Origin of the sequence: Herbaspirillum sp. (assembly GCF_017744395.1) — a bacterium.
GTDB lineage: Bacteria > Pseudomonadota > Gammaproteobacteria > Burkholderiales > Burkholderiaceae_D > Herbaspirillum.
This window is the reverse complement of record NZ_JAGIBI010000001.1, coordinates 351579-369405: the sequence shown is the minus strand read 5'-3', so window position 1 is coordinate 369405 and position 17827 is coordinate 351579. Positions and strand designations below refer to the sequence as shown.

Sequence of the window (17827 nt, the reverse complement as noted above, 5' to 3'; positions counted from 1 at the left end):
GCATACTGCCAAGCCCTGTTACGCGTCTCTATAAGAAGAATCTGAAATCCGGGAACGCATGCCAAATAATGAAAAAAGCCCCGTCAACCGACGAGGCTTGAAAAATGGCGATTACAATATGCAGAATCAGCGTCCGGCCTGCCCATGCCGGCTGGATTCGAGCAACGCATGCGCAGCCCGCAAGGCCCCCTGCTCGGCCGATTTCTCGTCGCCGAAGGTCTTGTCCACCAACACCCGCTGCGACGGGAATACCGGATTGCGGTGCATGGGATTGTGCGACGGCCCGAAGATGGCCACGTGGGCGACCCACTCGTCGCCGCCGATCACGCGAACGCCCGAATACTCGATCTCATAGTCGCCCATGTGTTCGGTTGGCATGTACGGCCTCCTCCTTGTTGCGCCCAGCGGCGTCAGGCCGCCCCATCCCTGGCGCGTTCGGCCAGATGGGTGATCGCGTATCCCTTCTCGCCGATCTGCCGGAAGGCATCTTCCGGTTGCAGCGTGAAATGCCGCCTGCCGTCGCGCTCGAAATCGACATCCTGCTCGTGTACCAGCCAGTCGGTATTGGTCACCTCTTCCGGCAAGGCATGCCGATGCGGGATGACCAGATAGGAAAACAATCCATCGCTATCCGGGCGCTTGTACACGTCGACTTTCATGGCTGGCCTCCAAAAATAATAACAACACTGATTCAACATAGCACTTGCGCCAGCGAGATGCCAGCGCGGCGCAATCGCCCCGGCAAAGCCCGGCCAAGGCATTCAAGCGATATCAGGAGTCCGGCTGGCCGATCCACTTGGTGACGGTCGGCGCGGTCCAGGAGGCGATGGCATCCAGCAACAAATCCGGCGCATCGGCCGAGATGATCATATCCCGATGTTCCGGCTTCATGAATCCCTGTTCGGTGGCCAGCGCCAGCATGGCGCGCATCGGCTCGTAGAAGCCGCGGATGTTGAGCACGCCGCAAGCCTTGCTGTGGTCGCCCAGTTGCGTCAGGGTGGCGACCTCGAACAGCTCCTCCAGCGTGCCAAGGCCCCCCGGCAAGGCGATGAAGGCATCCGCCAGCTCGGCCATGCGCGCCTTGCGCACGCGCATGCCGTCGACGATTTCATGGGAAGACAAGCCCGGCGCCAGATGGCCGCGCTCGAACAGGCGCCGGGTGATGATGCCCGTCACCTCGGCACCGCCGGCGAGCGCGGACTCCGCCACGACGCCCATCAATCCCTTGTTGGTCCCGCCGTAGACGAGCCGGATGCCGCGCCGGCCCAGTTCGCTGCCAAGCACGCGTGCGGCTTCTGCGTATTCAGGAGAATTGCCGAAGTTCGAGCCGCAGAAAACGGCGATGCTGCGAATCGGTGAAGTGTTGCCCTGGGTCATGCCGCCTCCATATCAGTCCGCCTGTCGCCGCAACCATGCCAGTACCCCGGCAAAACTGCGGAAATCGGACAAAGAACGGCATTCTATCTGCGGATGGCGCGCGCGCAACATGCGCGACAACGCCGGGCATGCGCCCAGCTCCAGCGCGACCGTGACGCCCCGCTCGGCGCAGGCATCCATGCAGGCGGCCCATTGGATGGTTTCGGTCAGTTGCCGCACCAGCAAGCTGCGTGCCTGCGCCGCGTCATCGATGGCCTGCCCGGTCACGCCCGCCAGCAAGGTAAGCACCGGTGCCGCGCAAGCCGCCTGTTCCAGCACTTCGTCAAACGGCATGGCCGCGGCCTGCATCAGCGGCGTATGCGAGGCCAGCCCGACCGGCAGGTCGCCGATACGCGCGCCCATCGCGGCCAGTTCTTCGGCTGCGGCGCGCAGGCTGCCTGCCGCGCCGCCGGCGATCAGCGTGTCTTCGCCGGTATCGATGGCGGCATACGCGCCATGCCGCTGCAGGACGGCGCGCGCCGCCGCGCCGGCAATGCCGCCGACCGACATCAGGCCCTGCTCGCGCAGCATGGCCGGCGCCTGCTGCCGGGCCTGATCCATCAACGCTGCGCGTCGCGCCGCGATACCGACGGCACCGGCCGCATCGAACACGCCGGCCACCGCATAAGCGGACAGCTCTCCGACGCTATAGCCGGCCACTACCGCCGGCGCGCCGGCGATAGCGGCAAGCTCATCGGCAATGGCATGCCAGGCGGCAAGCTGGGACGACACGATCAGCGGCTGGGCATAACGGTTGGCATACAGGCGCCGCGGGTCGGCCAGCACTTCGGCCAGCGGCGCGTCCAGCCACCGCTCAAGGCCGCATCGCGCCAGGAAGGCGGCGCCGTTGGCGTCGCTGCGCGCCATGTCGAACATGGCGGGATTCTGTCCGCCCTGGCCCGGGCAAAGGATCGCCAGGCGCATGCTCAACCTGCTCTGCGCCGCGGCAAACCGGCCTCGCCGTCCAGCGCGCACACCTGGTGCACCAGGCACGCGGCCGCCAGCAGGTCGGCCGCGCCGCCCGGCGACAGGCGCTGCGCCACGAAGGCGCGATGGCAATCGAGCGCCAGCGCCTGCCAGCCGGGATTGCCGGTGCCGCCGGCGGCCAGGAATCCGGCGCTGCGCCCGCGCACCAGCGCCGCGCCCTGCGCGCCGCCGCGGTGGTAGACGTTGGTGTCGCTGATGTGCTGCATCAGTGCGAACAAGGCGTCGATCTTGGCGTCTTGCCAGGCGCGGCCCTGTTCCAGCGTCCGGCGCATGCGCGGCAGCGCGATCTCGAATACCGATGGGAATCCCAGCGCTCCTTCCTCGCGCGCGCCGCCCACCGCATGGGCCGCGGCCACCTGCTGGCCGTGGCTGGCCCGGTCTTGCCCATCGGCATGGGTATGGCCCGTCAGCGCATCGCCCCAGCGGATCAGCAGCGCGGCGCGTATCGTCGGCTCCGATAGCGGCATCTTCCTGGCGCGGCAATACGCCATCGCCGCGCACAGCATGCCCAGCGCGAAAATCGCGCCGCGATGGGTATTGACGCCGCCGGTGGCGCGCAGCATGCGCGCCTCCGCGGCAATCGCCAGATGCTGCAGCTGCCTGAACGGCGCCGCCTGCATGCCGGCGACGGCGATCTGGTAAAAATAGTGGCGCAGAGAAAACAGGCTGCGCATGAAGGTGGCCGCATCCATGTCGCGGTGGCTGCCGTTGTCCACCAGCGAGACCAGGCCCGGCTTGGGATAGAGCACCAGCTCCTGGTGCAGGCTGCGCAGCGCCAGGCGCGCCAGCGTGCGCGCAAAGCGCTGGTTGTTGCGCGCATCGCGGCGCTTCTGGGTGTAATGCGGCGCCGGCCTGATCGCGCCGCGCCGGCTATCGGGCCGTGCCGGTTCCGGGTTCAGGCCGCGCATCGTTCGCCCCCCTGTTGCGGCAGGACGGCCGCGAGCGCGCCGACGCGCTCCAGGCGCACCGCGTCCGGCGTCTTGACCAGCACCTTGTTGTCCGGGTCGCCGCCCTTGACGGCGACCTGCCGCCACTCCTTCCACGACACCGCCGCGCCGCCCGGGAAGACGATCTCGCCATCCAGCGGCAGGAACATCGCGTGATAGGCCAGCAGGCGCACGCCCTGCGCCAGTTGTTCCCGGCTGGCCGGCTCGAACAGCAGGTCGATGTCGGAACTGCCGCGCAGGTAGGGCTGCCCGGTCGCCACCTGCCATGCCAGCGAACCGAACACGGCCAGCGCGATCCCTGCGCGCGCCATGTCTTGCTGCAACTGCGCCATCGGCGCATGCCATGCCGGCGGCAGGCTGGCCAGGCGCGCGGCGGCAATGTCGCGCAGCAGGAAAGGCGCGCGGGATGCCGCCACCTCCGAAGCCTGCAGGCGCAGCGCGATGCGCGGCTTGTTGCCCTGCGCGTCGGGCGGCAATGCGATGCCGGCACAGATCTCGCCGGGCGCAGCGTCGGCATCGGCGCGCCGCACCACCACCGGCCAGCGGTTGCGCCGCCAGTGTTCCATCGCCTCGCGCTGGCGGGCATCCGCCGCGCGCTCCCGCGCGCGTTGCCAGCCCGCTTCGTTCAGCCAGATCAGATGGTGGCGTTCGTGCATACCGTCGTCCCGTACTGTTTCAATCGAGCGGCGCGTCGTTGGCGACGGCGTCGATCACGCGCTGGGCCAGCTTGCGCCCGCCGCGTTCCAGGCCGGCTGCGGCGCGCCGGTCGGCCGAGCGGTCCGCCGCCAGCGCCTCGCGCAGCGCCTGCGCCAGGTCGCCGTTCCAGATGTCAGCCACGCCGCCCATGCGCAGGTAATTTTCCGGGCCGGGAGCGAATACCGGATTGCTCCTCGCCAGTTCGGTCAGGCGCTCCTGCGGCACCTTGGTGATGCGCGCCATCGCCGGCAAGCCCATCACGCGGATGGTGGCGTCCGGCAAGGCATAACAGGCGTCGGCGATCAGCCCGCTGGTGATGAAGCCGCCCGACAAGGCCTGGTCGTAGACCAGCCCGACCACGCGGTGGCCAGAGCGGCGCGCCAGTTCCACGCACTTGCCCAGGTGCGCCATGTAGCTGTTGATGCCCAGCATCTCGTCGCGGTGGCGCAGGCGCTGGCCTTGCGTATCGACCAGGATCACGATGGCGCGGCCCGGATGCTTGCGCACGGTGTCGAGGATGGCGGCGGCCTGCGCCAGCGCGATCTCGATGCCGATCGGCGTATGGCCGGTGGTGCCGACCACGGTCACGGTAGCGCCGTCGACCTGGGCCGTGCCGGACAGGAAATTATCCTTCTCGGCGATCTCATGTCCCTGTGGAAACAACTGCTGCGCCAGCGCGCGCCAGTCGACCTGTTTGACCTCTGCTTCAGTGTTTTGCATACCTGTCTTCCTTATGCCTGCGTGCGAACGCGATGCGCGTCGGCCATGGCGACGAACGGCTGGGCTTCGAGCATCGGCACCGCTTCGGGCGCGGCCACGCCCAGCGCTTCCCATATCTCCATCGGATCGCGGGTGTCGCCGAAGCGTTCGATGCGCTGGCGCAGCACTTCCTGTTCAGCCTCCAGTCCCTGCAGCGTCAATGCGGTCGGGCCGGCGCTGTCCAATGCCGCCACGGCCGCGGCGCGGAACGCGTCCACATCGTCATTGACCAGCACCTGGCAATCGCCGATCAGGTAGCGGTGCTTGCCGCCGGTAGTGCGCCATACCAGGGCGCGGTCGCGCGAGTCGAATTCCTCCACGCCGTTGGCGGTCTCGATCACCTCGGGGCCGGACATGGCCAGCCGCCCTTCTTCCGACATGATCACCGTGCTGGCGCAACGCGCCACGATGCCCATGCCGCCGAAGCAGCCGTTGGCGCCGCCCACCAGCACGATCACCGGAATGCCGGCGGCACGCGCATCGAGCACGGCGCGCATCACTTCCGACACCGCGATCAGCCCGGCATTGGCTTCATGCAGGCGCACGCCGCCGGTTTCCAGCAGCAGCACCACGCCCGCCGCCTGCTTGCGGATGGCGCGCTTGAGCAGGCCGACCAGCTTGGCGCCGTGTACCTCGCCCACCGCGCCGCCCATGAAACCGCCCTCCTGCGCCGCCGCCATCACGGGCTTGCCGCCCAACGTGCCTTCGCCGACCACCACGCCGTCATCGAACGAGACCGGCGCATCGAGCTGCCCCAGGTGCGGGCTGACCACGCGCTGCGCCGGCGGCAGCAATTCGGTGAAACTGCCGGCATCGAGCACTTGCAGGATGCGTTCGCGGGCGGTGGCTTCGAGATAGCTGGCGCTCATTTGGATTCCTCCACCGCGGCTTCCACCGCCTGGTCCAGGCGCAGGCTGACCACCGCCGGGGTGGCGCCCATGTCGTTGATGGAAATGCGGGTATCGGCCAGTCGCCAGCGCTGGAAGAAGTCGTTCATCACTGCCTCCCAGATGGCGCCGAAACCGCGCGCGGCGGTCTTGACTTCGATTGCGCAAGCGCCGCCGAGCGGAGCGTTTTCAATCAGCACTTCAAGATTGCCGGAGCTGACCACACCGACCAGCTCCGGGTCGGCCTTGAGGCGACGCACGCCGTTTTCAAAACGAAAGTTTAAGGTTTCCATAGAAGATGTCGTCGTTGCTTGTACCTATGATGCTCATGCCTGCAGCAGCACCGGCCGCCGCTTGCGTTCCCAATGCGTGGCCTGCTCGTAGGCGTAGGCCAGCTGCAGCACTTCATAATCGGAGAAGCGCTTGCCGATGATCTGCACGCCCATCGGCAGCCCTTGCTTGCCGAATCCGGCCGGTACGCTGATGGCCGGGGTGCCGGCCAGCGATACCGGGATCACCACCTCCATCCAGCGATGGTAGGTGTCCATCGCCTTGCCGGCGATGCTCTTGGGCCAGTGTTCCTGCGCGCTGAACGGGAATACCTGGGCGGTCGGCATGAGCAGGTAATCGTAGCTGCCCAGCAAGCGATGGATGGCTTTGTACCATGCGCTGCGTTCTACCGATGCGCGGTAGAAATCGCGGGCGCTCCACTTCAGGCCGTTTTCCACTTCCCACACGAATTCCGGCTTCATCAGCGCGCGCCTGGCCGGGTCGGCATAGGCCTCGCCCCAGGCGCCGGCCAATGTCGACTGGCGGTGCACCAGCCATGAATGCCACAAGCGCTCAGGCGCGAAATCCAGTTCGGCCTTGCCGACTTCGGCCACGCTGCAGCCCAGGCTTTCAAACGCGCCGAACGTGCTGCGGCAGATGTCCATCACCCCGTCTTCCATGGTCAGGTAGCCGTGCAGGTCGCCCAGCCAGCCGATGCGCGTTCCCTTGAAGTCGCGCTGCAGCGGCTGCGCGTAGCGCGCCGCATCCTGCACCGTCGACATCGGGGCGCGCTCGTCATAGCCGGCCTGGGTCGCCATCAGCCTTGCCAGGTCGCTGACGTTGCGCCCCATCGGGCCATTGGTAGACAGCCCGCCGAGATACAGTTCCGGCCCTGGTCCGCTGGGGATGGCGCCGGCCGAAGGACGGAAACCGTAGACATTGTTGTAGGCCGCCGGATTGCGCAACGAACCCATCATGTCGCTGCCGTCGGCCACCGGCACCATCTGCAGGGCCAGCGAAACCGCCGCGCCGCCGCTGCTGCCGCCGGCGATGCGGCTCTGGTCGTAGGCGTTGAGCGTGGTGCCATAGACCGGGTTGTAGGAGTTGGAGCCCAGTCCGAACTCCGGCGTGTTGGTCTTGCCGATCAGGATCGCGCCCTGCTTCCTGATGCGCTCGACGAAGATATCGTCGGTCTTGGGCACATTGTCCTTGAACATCGGCGAACCGAAGGTGGTGCGGATGCCGCGCGTGAGCGCCAGATCCTTCACCGCGTGCGGCATGCCGTGCATCCAGCCCATATACTGGCCGGCGGCCAGTTGGCGGTCCTTTTCATCGGCCTGCCGCAGCAAGCCGTCGCCGTCCTGCAGCGCGACGATGGCGTTGACCTTGGGATTGACGCGTTCGATGTGCGACAGGTAGGCCGCCATCACTTCGCGGCAGGAGACCTGCTTGTTGCGGATGGCCGACGACAGCGCCAGCGCGTCGAGCGCGACGATGTCCGGTGGCGAGTAGCGTTGCGATGAAGTCATGGTCTTGGCATTGTCTGTTGTATTTTCCGTGGTTGCGCCCGCTGCCGGCCTGGATGCCGTCATCCCGAACGCTGCTCCTCCCAGCAGCAGGCCGCTGCCTGCGACGAACCGGCGACGTTGCTGGTTCACCTCCGGGGAATCTGTACTGCCGATGCCGTCACACTGCTGCATGGGTTCCTCACTGTCTCGGACAACTACGGTTGAGAATGCCTGCCCAACAACGTGATACGGGGAGACAGGCAAGTTGCGTTTTTCGACTGCCTTTCATTCCCGCCAACCGGCTGTTCCCGGCGCTACCAGTTGCGGAACCGCTTGGGCGGGTTGTACAGCCCGCCCGAAGCGCGCACCAAGTCCTTCATGTTCTTGGCCGCCAGCAGGTCGCGGGTGGCCAGGCGCTTGTCGATGCCCATGTCTTCGGCGCGGCGGATCACGCCGCGGTCGCGCAGGTTTTCCACCATGCGCTTGTCCCGCCCCAGGCCCACCGGCGTGTAGCCGGCCACGCCGCGGATAGCTTGCTCGCGCTCCTCGTCGGTGCGGCACAGCAGGAGGTTGGCGATGCCTTCCTCGGTCAGGATGTGGGTCACGTCGTCGCCATAGATCATCACCGGCGGGATCGGCATCTTGGCCTGCTCGCCCAGTTGCCAGGCGTCCAGCTTGTCGACGAAGGCCGGCTGCATGTGCTCGCGGAAGGTTTCCACCGTCTGCACCACCAGCTTCTGGCCGCGCGGGATGGTGTTCTTGCCGGCGCGCGCCTGCTGCCCGGCCTTGAGCCAGGCCTCGCTGGCATGGCGCCGTCCGCGGGCGTCGGCGCCCATGTTGGGGGCGCCGCCGAAGCCGGAAATGCGGCCCAGCGTGGCGGTGGAGGAATTGCCCTGCAAATCGATCTGCAGCGTGGAACCGATGAACATGTCGCAGCCGTAGTGGCCGGCCGTCTGCGAAAACGCCCGGTTGCTGCGCATGGAGCCGTCGGGGCCGACGAAGAAGATATCGGGGCGGGCCCGGATGTATTCCTCCATGCCCAGTTCGGAACCGAAGGAATGGATCGACTCGACGAAGCCGGCTTCGATCGCCGGGATCAGCGCCGGATGCGGGTTGAGCGCCCAGTGCTTGCAGATCTTGCCGCGCAGGCCGAGCGACTCGGCATAGGTCGGCAGGATCAGCTCGATGGCGGCGGTGTCGAAACCGATGCCGTGGTTCAGGCGCTGCACGCCGTATTCGGCATAGATGCCCTTGATGGCCATCATCGCCATCAGCACCTGGATCTCCGAAATCTGCGCCGGGTCGCGCGTGAACAGCGGCTCGATGTAATGCGGCGTGGGCGCCTTGATGGCGAAGCTGACCCAGTCCGAGGGAATGTCCACGCGCGGCAGCTCGTCGACGATCTCGTTGACCTGGGCGATCACGATGCCGCTGGAAAACGCCGTGGCCTCGGCGATCGCCGGCGTGTCTTCGGTGTTGGGGCCGGTGTAGAGGTTGCCGTGGCGGTCGGCCGCCTGGGCGGCCACCAGCGCCACGCGCGGCGTCAGGTCGATGAAATAGCGGCCGAACAGTTCGAGGTAGGTGTGGATCGCGCCGATGTTGAGCTTGCCGGCCGAAGCCAGTTTCGCCAACCGGCCGGCTTGCGGGCCGGAGAAGGAAAAGTCCAGCTTCGAGGCGATCCCCTTTTCGAACACGTCCAGATGCTCGGGCAAGGCCAGCACCGAGAACAGCATGTGCAGGTCGTGCACGCGCGCCGGATCGAGCGAGGCCAGCCCCTTGGCCAGGAAGTCGGCCTGCTTCTGGTTGTTGCCCTCGACGCAGACCCGGTCGCCCGGCTCGATCACCGCGTACAGCAGGTCGGCCAGTTGCGCCGCCGGCGCCAGCTTGCCTTGCAGTTTGCCGCCCAGTGCCGCCACGGCGCGCGCCAGCCGGGCGTCCCGGTTCTTCTGGCGCGCGTTCCAGACGCGTTCGCTCCCGCTCATATTACTTCGCTCCCATCAGTAAGTCAGGCAATACGGTCGCGATGCCGGGGAACATGCACAACAGCACGACCGCCAGGAACATCAGCGCCAGGAAAGGAATGGTGCCCTTGATCACGTCGCCCAGCGCGATGTCCGGCGCGATGTTCTTGATCACGAACAGGTTCAGCCCCACCGGCGGGTGGATCAGCCCCATTTCCATCACCACCGTCATCACGATGCCGAACCAGATGAGGTCGAAACCGGCGGCCTTCAGCGGCGGCAGGATGATGGGCGCGGTCATCAGTATGATCGACACCGGCGGCAGGAAGAAGCCCAGCACGATCACCATCAGCAGGATCACCGCCAGCAGCAGCCACTTCGACAGGTGCAGGTCGACCACCCACTGCGCCGCCGACTGGCTGATGTGCAGGTAGCTCATCACGTAGGAATACAGCAGCGACATGCCGATGATCAGCAGCAGCATGCCGGATTCCTTGATGGTGGAACTGAGGAAGGGCGCGATCTCGCGCGGCCTGTAGATGCGGTAGACGATGGCGATCAGCACCAGCGCCAGCAGCGCGCCCAGGCCGGCGGTCTCGGACGGCGTGGCCAGCCCGCCGTACAGCGCCACCATCACGCCGATCAGCAGGATCAGGAACGGCAGCACGCGCGGCAGCATTTCCACCTTCTGCGCCAGGGTGAAGTGCTCGTCGTCCAGGTAGGCCGACTTGGCGCCGCCGGCGCTGTAGATCGCATGCGCCAGCTTGTACTCCTTGCGGGCACGGTACACCGCGTAACCGGCGAACAGCACCACCAGCAGCACGCCCGGACCTATGCCGGCCAGGAACAGGCGACCCAGCGACTGCTCGGCGGCCACCGCGTACAGGATCATCGTGATTGACGGCGGCAACAGGATGCCCAGCGTGCCGCCGGCGGCGATGATGCCGGCCGCGAAGCCCGGCGAATAGCCGCGGCGGCGCATCTCGGGAATGCCGGCCGAACCGATCGCCGAGCAGGTCGCCGGAGAAGAACCTGCCATCGCCGCGAACAGCGCGCAGGCGAACACGTTGGCGATGCCCAGGCCGCCCGGCACGCGGTTCAGCCAGGCGTGGATGGCCGAATACAAGTCCTTGCCCGCCGGCGATTTGCCGATCGCCGCTCCCTTCAGGATGAATAGCGGAATCGACAGCAGCGTGATCGAGGCGATCTCTTCGTAGACGTTCTGGGTGACGGTATCCAGCGCCGATTCCGGCATGAAGAAGTACATGAAGCCGGTGGCCACCACGCCCAGCGCGAACGCGATGGGCATGCCGGAACACATGACGGCGATGGTGACGATCCCGTACAGGGCGCCAAGCATGAGCGGGCTCATTGGGCGCCCTCCTTCGCTTCGACCGTGCCGGTGACGCGCACCAGCACCTGCACCAGCAATTGCAGCGTGAGCACGGTCATGCCCAGCGCCATCATCGAATAGGGAATCCACAGCGGCGGCGCGAAGGTCGACGATGTGGTCTGGCCGTCCACCCAGGCTTCATGGAACAGCGCCCACGACTTCCAGGCGAAGAAGGCGCAAAAGAGGAAGGACAGCAGGTCGACGATGAACATGCGCGCGCGATTGACGGCGGGCGAAAGGAAACCGGCCAGCGCTTCGATGCCGATATGGCCGCGCAGCGACTGCACGTAAGCCGAGCACAGGAAGATCACGCCGACCAGCATGAACACCGAGGCCTCGTCCTGCCAGTCGGTGGGATGGTGCAGAAAATAGCGCACCACCACCGAATAGGTCAGGATGCACGAAGTCACCACCAGCGCGATCATGCCCAGGAACACGGCCAGCTTGTGGAATTTTTCCAGCGCGGCGGCCAGCCACGCCAACGGCGCCCAGGCAGGCACCGCCGGCCGCGCCGGGGCGGCGCCCGGCATCTCGAAACCGTGGCTCATAGGGTCTTCTCCGCCAATGCCAGCAGCTTGGCGCAATTGGCATTGCGCGCGGCGAAATCCTTCCAGGCGGTGTTGCGGGCGATGTCCTGCCACTTCTTGACCACTGCCGCATTCAGGTCGACTACCTTGGCGCCGGCCTTCTGGTAGACCTGGGCCACGGCGATGTCGTCGGCCTGCGCGGCCTTCATGGCGAACTGCTCCATCTCGGCGCCCACGGCCATGACCGTGGCCTGCTGGTCCTTGGACAGACGATCGAACACCGCCTTGGACATCATCAGCGGCTCGAACATGTACCAGTAGGCCTTGTCGCGGCCGGTGGTGAGCGCCTTGGCGACTTCTTCCAGGCGGAACGACATGAAGGAAGTCGACGAAGTCATCGCCGCGTCCATCGCGCCGGTCTGCATGGCCGCATAGATTTCATTGGAGGGCAGCGTCACCACGGCGGCGCCGACTTCCTTCAGGATCATGTCCATCTCGCGCGAACCGCCGCGTATTTTCATGCCCTTGGCATCGGCCGGCTCGACGATCGGCTTGCCGCGCGACGCCACGCCGCCCGCCTGCCAGATCCAGCTGACGATGACCACGCCCTTCTCACCCAGGATGCGCGCCAGCTCCTTGCCGACTTCCGCATTCTTCCAGGAGGCGCCCTGCTGGTAGGAAGTCACCAGGCCGGGCATCAGGCCGATGTTGGTTTCCGGGACTTCGCCGCCGGCATAGTTCAGCGGCACCAGCGACATGTCCAGCGCGCCCTTGCGCATGGCGGAGAACTGCGCGTTGGTCTTCATCAGCGAAGAGCCGGGATAGATCTCGAACTTCAGGCCGCCCTTGGTGCGTTCGCTGACCTGCTGGGCGAACATGCGCACCAGGCGGTCGCGGAAGTCGCCTTCATTGATGGTGCCGCCGGGAAACTGGTGGGAAATCTTGAGGTTGGTCGTCTGTGCCCATGCTGCGGTGGGCAAGCCTGCCGCGAAGGGGGCGGCGGCCAGCGTGCCAAGGAAATGGCGGCGCGTGATTCCAGTCATTTTGAGTCTCCTCCAAGGATTGATGGATGCTGCGTGTGTTTTTATGATCTCATCGTGTATACAATTTCTTCCAAAAGGCATACATTGTCAAGTACCAATCCAATTTAAAATATTGTCTTGCATACAATCCTGGCCTGACGAAAAGGATTTCAAGATGGAACCCGCCAAAAAACGTTCTGAAACCCTGCGTGAATCGATCGAGGAACTGATCGCCGTAGGCAAGCTGGTGCCGGGACAGCACCTGGACGAGACCTCGCTGGCCGAGGAGTTCGGGGTATCGCGCACCCCCATCCGCGAAGCGCTGATCCAGCTGGCCTCGATGGGCATCGTCGAGATGCGGCCGCGGCGCGGCGCCATCGTGGCCGAGATCGGCCCGCAGCAACTGATTGAAATGTTCGAGGTGATGGCCGAGTTCGAAGCCATGTGCGGCCGCCTGGCGGCGCGCCGCATGACGCCGGCCGAACACGCCGACCTGCTGGCCGCGCACCAGGCCTGCCAGGCCGCGCGCGACGCCTCGGACCCCGACGCCTACTTCTACCTGAACGAGGTCTTCCACGACCACATCTACGCCGGCAGCCACAACACCTTCCTGGCCGAACAGGCGCGCGCCCTGCACCGCCGCCTGCGCCCCTACCGCCGCCTGCAGTTACGGGTGCGCGACCGACTGAAGATGTCCTTCGACGAACATGGCGCCGCGGTCGACGCGATCATTGCCGGCAATGAGGAAAAAACCATGGAAGTGCTGCGCGACCACATCATGATCCAGGGGCAGCGCTTCGCCGACCTGGTGGCGTCGCTGCACCAGTTGAAGTCGGCGGCCTGAGCGCCGGGGCGAGATCATCTCAATCATTTTGAGAAAAAACAGGCTGCATTACGATATACCGTAAAATAATAAATGTAGCTACAATAAAGCTTTGTACATGCGATGAGTTTGTAATCAAATTCATCACATGAGGATCGCTTTCAATCCAGCCAAAGACGCCATCAATCTTGCCAAGCATGGGATATCGCTAGCTGCCGCCACCAGAATCGAATGGGATACGCTGTATGCGGTGCCCGATACCCGACAGACGTATGGCGAAGAACGGATGATCGGCATCGGCTACATCGGGCTGCGCCTGTTTGTCGTCGTGTATGTTGATCGCGATGACAGGCGCCGGATTATCAGCCTGCGCAAAGCAAACCGACGTGAGGAAAACCGTTATGCCAAAGCTTAAAGCCGGAACGATCCGGGTGACGGATCAAGAAGATGCCGAAATTACGGCGGCGGCGTTGAACGACCCTGATGCGCCACCGCTGACCGATGCCCAATTGGAGAATCTGCAACCGGTACGGCCACGGGGCCGGCCTGCCGGCAGCGGTAAGAAGGTGCAGGTCACCATGCGTTTCGATGAAGATATCATTGCCGCGTTCAAGAAAGATGGCGACGGCTGGCAGACCCGCATGAACGATGCATTGCGCCAGTGGCGCCAGGAGCACCAGCACTGACAAAAAACGGCGGCCCGTCGCCGGGGCCGCCGCCTGTCCTGCTTTATTTCTTCCTGCTTATTTCACCTTGTCCTGCGCCACATCCATGATCAGGCGCGTGGTCAGGTACAGGCGCGGCACGATGGTGTCGAGCAGCACGTATTCGGCATCGTTGGAATGCGCGCCGAAACCGCTCAGGCCCATCCCCTCTATCACTGCGCCTTTGCTCTTCAGCGCGGCGAAGGCCGCATCCGTGCCGCCGCCGGTGGCGACTTCCGCGACCTTCAGCGGCAGACCGATTTCTTCATAGATGCCGCGCGCATACGCCGATACCTTGCGCGAAGCCGGCGTGGCTTCCAGCGGCGGGCGGCGCATCTCGAACTTCACGCTGACCTTGGCCTCGGGGATCATCTGCTTCCTGATGCCGTCGTTGAGGCGCTGCTGCAGCTGCTCGAAGTCGCTCACCTTGAGCGCCCGCGCATCGGCTTGCGCGCTGGCGGTGGCCGGTATGACGTTGCGGTTGGTGCCGGCCTGGGCCACGGTCCAGTTCAGCTTCAGGCCGCGCTCGGGCTGGGACAACTTGTCCAGTTGCAGCAACTGATGCGACAGCTCGTACAGCGCGTTGACACCCTTCTCCGGCGCCGCGCCGGCGTGCGAGGACTTGCCGACGACATCCAGGTAGGCCGCGCCGATGCCGCTGGTGGCCAGGCGCAGTTGGCCGTCGGCGCCGCCGCCCTCGAAGGACAGGACCACATCCTGCTCTGCGCCGTATTTGGTATGCAGGCTGCGCCCGCCCGGCGAGCTGATTTCCTCGTCGCCGTTGATCAGCACGGTCAGCGTGTCGTAGTCCTTGAAGCCTGCCTTCTGCAGGATGGCGATAGTGTGCAGGATGGTGGCGATGCCCTGCTTGTCGTCGGCGATGCCCAGGCCGTAGGCCTTGTTGCCGTCGACGCGGAACGGCTGGTCTTTCAGCATGCCGCGCAGATACACCGTATCCATGTGAGCGATCAGCATGATCTTGCGCTTGCCCGTTCCCTTGAACTCGGCATGCACCACCTGGCCAATCTTTTCCGGCGTGTCGTCCATGCGGTAGACCTCGGGCGCGTCCAGCAACTCGACCTTGCCGCCCAACGCGGCCAGGCGGTCGCGGATCAGCGCGGCGATCCTGGCCAGTCCTTCCAGGTCCTTGCTGCCCGACTCGATCGAGACCAGGTCGCGCATGGTGTCGATCAGTCCGGCTTTCTCTTGCTGCGCCATGTCGTAGAACGGGGCCTGCGGCGCGGCCAATGCGGATTGGGCGCCCAGCGCCAACAGCGCGGCGGCAAGCATTTTCAGTGTTTTTTTCTTATGCAATGCGAATGCAAGTGTCATGGATGTCTCTCTCTCGGATGGATTACGGTCTTGCGGACAGCGATTGTAGCGGCATCGCCGTTCAGAGAGTGCGCTCGCTTTGGAAATGGCGCTCGCTGCCATCCAACGGATCCATGAAGAACAATGAGCGCGCCAGCAGCTTCAAGGGCTTGTCGAGGTCGTCGGCCACGCCGACCGGCACCGCGTCCGGATAGAACAGGTCGTTGACGATAGGGATGCCCAACGAGGCCATGTGCACGCGCAACTGGTGGCGCCGGCCTGTGACCGGCTCCAGGCGATACAAACCCAGGTCGCCGCGCGCCTCGATCAGCGAGACATAGGTTTCCGAGTTCGGCTCGCCCGGCGCCTCGTACATCTTGAAGAACTGCTCCGGGATTTCCTCCACCCGGCTGCGGTGCACCCGCGGCAGCTCCAGATCGGCGCGCAGCGGCGCGATCGCTTCGTACACCTTGAACATGGAGCGCTGCTGGAACATCGACTGGTATTTGCCGCGGCTGCCCGGATTGTGCGAGAACACGATCACGCCGGCCGTTTCACGGTCCAGCCGATGGATAGGCACCAGGTCTTCGAAACCGGTGGCCTTCTTCAGGCGCACCAGCAGCGTTTCCTGCACGAAGCGGCCGGTCGGGATCACCGGCAGGAAATGCGGCTTGTCAGCCACCAGCAGGTGGTCGTCGATGTGCAGGATCTTTTCCTCCACCGGAATGTGTTGTTCCCCTTGCGGCAGTTCGCGGTAGTAGAAAATGCAGTCGCCGCTGCGGTAGGGAGAATCGGGCCGCAGCTCCTCGCCGCGCTGGTTGCGCACTTCGCCACGCAGCAGGCGCTCGCGCCACACTTCCTGCGGGACGGCGGTAAAGCGCGCGGCGAGGAAAGACAGCATGTCGCCCCACGGCCCCGGCTGCAGCCACAGATAACTCGGGGACAGGCCGTCTCGCACCGGCAAGGTCGGCGTCGGCCTCATGCCGGCCTCCTGCGCGCTGCGCGCCGCCGCCATGCGGCCACGCTGGCATTGGCGTCGAGATGCGCCAGCAGCTTTTCGCGCTGGTCGCCGGTAAACGGCAGCTCCCCGATCAGCACCGGCCATTGCGTCATGGCGCGCTCCACCGTCTCCACCAATACCGCCTGCAGCTTGGGTTCCGGGATGCTCCAGATGTTGGCGAGCCGGCGCAGGATGGCCGGCGTGAGCAATTGCTTGCCCTTCTGCTCCGGCACGAAATTCAGGGCATGGCCGTTGCCGCCGACGTAGGCGGCATAGGCGACGATGTCATAGGCCGGAGACAGCACGGCCTGTTGCGGGGTGCGGTACAACAGGCTGAAATTCTTCAGGTGGGCGTCGAAGTTGCCCAGCAATTCGTTGACCTTGATCCGGCGCAGCAATTCGAACACGTCTTCCACGCCGCGCGCGCTGCGCTCTTTCAGTACCATGCCGATGGCGGCATAGGTGCCTGCGTATTTGGCGCCCGGCGCGGTGCCGGTGACCTGGGCGAAGTCTTCCATGTGCCGGCGGCCGGTCGGCATGGGCGCATCGCGGTCGAAACGGTGTACCAGCAGAAAACGGCTGGCGTCGTTGCGCAAGCCGAACGGCAAATGGTCGGCAATGGCCGACAGCGGCTCCAGCGCAAACCGGCAGACGTCGACGCCGGCGGCGGCGGCCAGGGTCAGCGAGGAGAATTCCACCTGCGGCATGTTGAGATAGTCGGTAGCCGGCAGCTTGGCGATGAAGTGGCTGCCCTGCCGGTCCTTGGAACGCATCACGTAGCGGCCGCCCTCCTGCACCAGCGCCAGCTTCGGCTGTACGCCGGACAAGGATTCGCCGCCCGGCACCGGCAACTGCCCCGAACTCATTTCGTAGCTGTCATGCCCCTGCCCGAGCAGGCGCCCCATGCGCTTGTCGTCGAGCTGCTCGGCCACGGCCGAGACGTCGCCGGGCAAATCCTTGCCGCAATAGGCCAGCAGGCCGAACTCATCGTCCGGCGGCAGGCCCGCGCGCTGTACCAGGTGCTTGCGCAACTGGCCCTCGGGCAGCAGGTTCTGGAAGAACGGCGGCAAGCCGCCGCGGCCGTCGCCGCGATTGACCGCCAGCGTCGGATCGAGCAACTGGGCAATCGTGCGCTCTTCGCTGGCTGCGAGGTAAAGCTGCGACAGCACCGGGCGCCCGCTGTCGAGGGCATAGGCGTCGTCGAAGCGGAAATAGCAGCGTCCGTCATCCAGCGCGAACAGCGAGCCGACTTCATTCCGCCCCAGGCGGATGCGCAGGGAACGCAGCATGCTCATGGACGGCTCCGTTCCCGCATCAGCGCATGCAGGCGCTCGGCCAACTCAGTGGCGCCGCCCGCTTCGGCATCGGCCCGCCGCAGCCCGGCCACCGCCTGCGGCACCAGTTCCAGCGCCAGCTCCAGTTCGCCGCAGATGGCCAGCAGTTTGGCCAGTTCGATATTGCCCTTGCCGGTTTCCAGCGCCAGCAAGGTATTGCGGTGGATGCCGGCCCGCAGCGCAAGATCGGCCGCGCTCCATTTGCGGGCCTTGCGGGCGCGCCGGACCTGCTCGCCAATGTCCAGGATACTTGCCATACGATATGCCTCGATATTCAAGGTC

Annotated in this window: 21 protein-coding genes; 3 read left to right on the top strand and 18 right to left on the bottom strand. The window is 65.5% G+C overall.

Annotated features, from left to right (window positions below; translation table 11 throughout):
- Positions 1 to 126 precede the first annotated feature (126 nt).
- The 14 genes from J7548_RS01665 to dctP form a co-directional block, all read right to left on the bottom strand.
- Positions 127 to 378 (bottom strand): hypothetical protein, encoded by a 252-nt coding sequence (locus tag J7548_RS01665; RefSeq protein WP_290969438.1) that lies wholly within the window; start codon positions 376 to 378, stop codon positions 127 to 129.
- Between the two features lie 32 nt (positions 379 to 410).
- The gene (locus tag J7548_RS01660; RefSeq protein ID WP_290969436.1) at positions 411 to 659 is read right to left on the bottom strand and encodes a DUF6139 family protein; all 249 of its coding nucleotides are present in this window, start codon (positions 657 to 659) and stop codon (positions 411 to 413) included.
- A gap of 112 nt (positions 660 to 771) precedes the next feature.
- Entirely contained in the window at positions 772 to 1377 is a 606-nt protein-coding gene (locus J7548_RS01655; RefSeq protein WP_290969433.1) for a TIGR00730 family Rossman fold protein, read from the bottom strand.
- Between the two features lie 12 nt (positions 1378 to 1389).
- A complete protein-coding gene (locus J7548_RS01650) occupies positions 1390 to 2346 on the bottom strand; it encodes an acyltransferase domain-containing protein (RefSeq protein WP_290969430.1) in 957 nt (318 codons plus the stop codon).
- Positions 2343 to 3311, bottom strand: coding sequence for a triphosphoribosyl-dephospho-CoA synthase MdcB (gene mdcB / locus J7548_RS01645; RefSeq protein ID WP_290969427.1), 969 nt, complete (start codon positions 3309 to 3311; stop codon positions 2343 to 2345). The genes J7548_RS01650 and mdcB overlap by 4 nt, the downstream gene beginning before the upstream one ends.
- A complete protein-coding gene (gene mdcG / locus J7548_RS01640) occupies positions 3299 to 4006 on the bottom strand; it encodes a malonate decarboxylase holo-[acyl-carrier-protein] synthase (protein ID WP_290969424.1) in 708 nt (235 codons plus the stop codon). The genes mdcB and mdcG overlap by 13 nt, the downstream gene beginning before the upstream one ends.
- Before the next feature lie 19 nt (positions 4007 to 4025).
- Complete coding sequence (gene mdcE / locus J7548_RS01635; protein ID WP_290969422.1) at positions 4026 to 4766, bottom strand: biotin-independent malonate decarboxylase subunit gamma; 741 nt, start codon at positions 4764 to 4766, stop codon at positions 4026 to 4028.
- 11 nt (positions 4767 to 4777) lie between these two features.
- Complete coding sequence (locus J7548_RS01630; protein WP_290969421.1) at positions 4778 to 5674, bottom strand: biotin-independent malonate decarboxylase subunit beta; 897 nt, start codon at positions 5672 to 5674, stop codon at positions 4778 to 4780.
- On the bottom strand, positions 5671 to 5985 hold the full coding sequence (gene mdcC, locus J7548_RS01625; RefSeq protein WP_290969419.1) for a malonate decarboxylase acyl carrier protein: 315 nt from the start codon (positions 5983 to 5985) through the stop codon (positions 5671 to 5673). Before mdcC ends, J7548_RS01630 begins: the two co-directional genes overlap by 4 nt.
- 33 nt (positions 5986 to 6018) lie before the next feature.
- Positions 6019 to 7491, bottom strand: coding sequence for an amidase (locus J7548_RS01620; RefSeq protein WP_290969417.1), 1473 nt, complete (start codon positions 7489 to 7491; stop codon positions 6019 to 6021).
- A gap of 293 nt (positions 7492 to 7784) precedes the next feature.
- A complete protein-coding gene (gene mdcA, locus J7548_RS01615) occupies positions 7785 to 9452 on the bottom strand; it encodes a malonate decarboxylase subunit alpha (protein WP_290969414.1) in 1668 nt (555 codons plus the stop codon).
- A 1-nt stretch (position 9453) separates the two neighbouring features.
- Positions 9454 to 10803: a TRAP transporter large permease gene (locus J7548_RS01610; protein ID WP_290969411.1), complete on the bottom strand. Its 1350-nt coding sequence runs from the start codon at positions 10801 to 10803 to the stop codon at positions 9454 to 9456.
- Positions 10800 to 11372, bottom strand: coding sequence for a TRAP transporter small permease (locus J7548_RS01605; RefSeq protein WP_290969408.1), 573 nt, complete (start codon positions 11370 to 11372; stop codon positions 10800 to 10802). Before J7548_RS01605 ends, J7548_RS01610 begins: the two co-directional genes overlap by 4 nt.
- Positions 11369 to 12394, bottom strand: a complete 1026-nt coding sequence (dctP, locus tag J7548_RS01600) for a TRAP transporter substrate-binding protein DctP (RefSeq protein ID WP_290969405.1) — start codon at positions 12392 to 12394, stop codon at positions 11369 to 11371. Before dctP ends, J7548_RS01605 begins: the two co-directional genes overlap by 4 nt.
- A 154-nt stretch (positions 12395 to 12548) precedes the next feature.
- Here dctP and J7548_RS01595 point away from each other — a divergent pair, with 154 nt between their 5' ends.
- The 3 genes from J7548_RS01595 (at position 12549) to J7548_RS01585 (ending at position 13882) form a co-directional block, all read left to right on the top strand.
- Positions 12549 to 13217 carry a GntR family transcriptional regulator gene (locus J7548_RS01595; protein WP_290969403.1) on the top strand — a complete coding sequence of 223 codons (669 nt, stop codon included), beginning with the start codon at positions 12549 to 12551 and terminating at the stop codon, positions 13215 to 13217.
- A gap of 127 nt (positions 13218 to 13344) precedes the next feature.
- A complete protein-coding gene (locus J7548_RS01590; RefSeq protein WP_290969402.1) occupies positions 13345 to 13611 on the top strand; it encodes a BrnT family toxin in 267 nt (88 codons plus the stop codon).
- Positions 13598 to 13882 carry a BrnA antitoxin family protein gene (locus tag J7548_RS01585; protein WP_290969400.1) on the top strand — a complete coding sequence of 95 codons (285 nt, stop codon included), beginning with the start codon at positions 13598 to 13600 and terminating at the stop codon, positions 13880 to 13882. The genes J7548_RS01590 and J7548_RS01585 overlap by 14 nt, the downstream gene beginning before the upstream one ends.
- A gap of 57 nt (positions 13883 to 13939) precedes the next feature.
- Here the strand turns inward: J7548_RS01585 and J7548_RS01580 are convergent, their stop codons facing one another.
- The 4 genes from J7548_RS01580 to J7548_RS01565 all read right to left on the bottom strand — a co-directional run bounded on the left by J7548_RS01580 (position 13940) and on the right by J7548_RS01565 (position 17802).
- A complete protein-coding gene (locus J7548_RS01580) occupies positions 13940 to 15190 on the bottom strand; it encodes a M20/M25/M40 family metallo-hydrolase (RefSeq protein ID WP_290971545.1) in 1251 nt (416 codons plus the stop codon).
- Between the two features lie 103 nt (positions 15191 to 15293).
- The gene (locus tag J7548_RS01575; RefSeq protein ID WP_290969398.1) at positions 15294 to 16193 is read right to left on the bottom strand and encodes a pseudouridine synthase; all 900 of its coding nucleotides are present in this window, start codon (positions 16191 to 16193) and stop codon (positions 15294 to 15296) included.
- Positions 16190 to 17506 (bottom strand): type II toxin-antitoxin system HipA family toxin, encoded by a 1317-nt coding sequence (locus tag J7548_RS01570; protein ID WP_290969396.1) that lies wholly within the window; start codon positions 17504 to 17506, stop codon positions 16190 to 16192. The genes J7548_RS01575 and J7548_RS01570 overlap by 4 nt, the downstream gene beginning before the upstream one ends.
- The gene (locus J7548_RS01565) at positions 17503 to 17802 is read right to left on the bottom strand and encodes a helix-turn-helix domain-containing protein (RefSeq protein WP_290969394.1); all 300 of its coding nucleotides are present in this window, start codon (positions 17800 to 17802) and stop codon (positions 17503 to 17505) included. Before J7548_RS01565 ends, J7548_RS01570 begins: the two co-directional genes overlap by 4 nt.
- Positions 17803 to 17827: the final 25 nt, after the last annotated feature.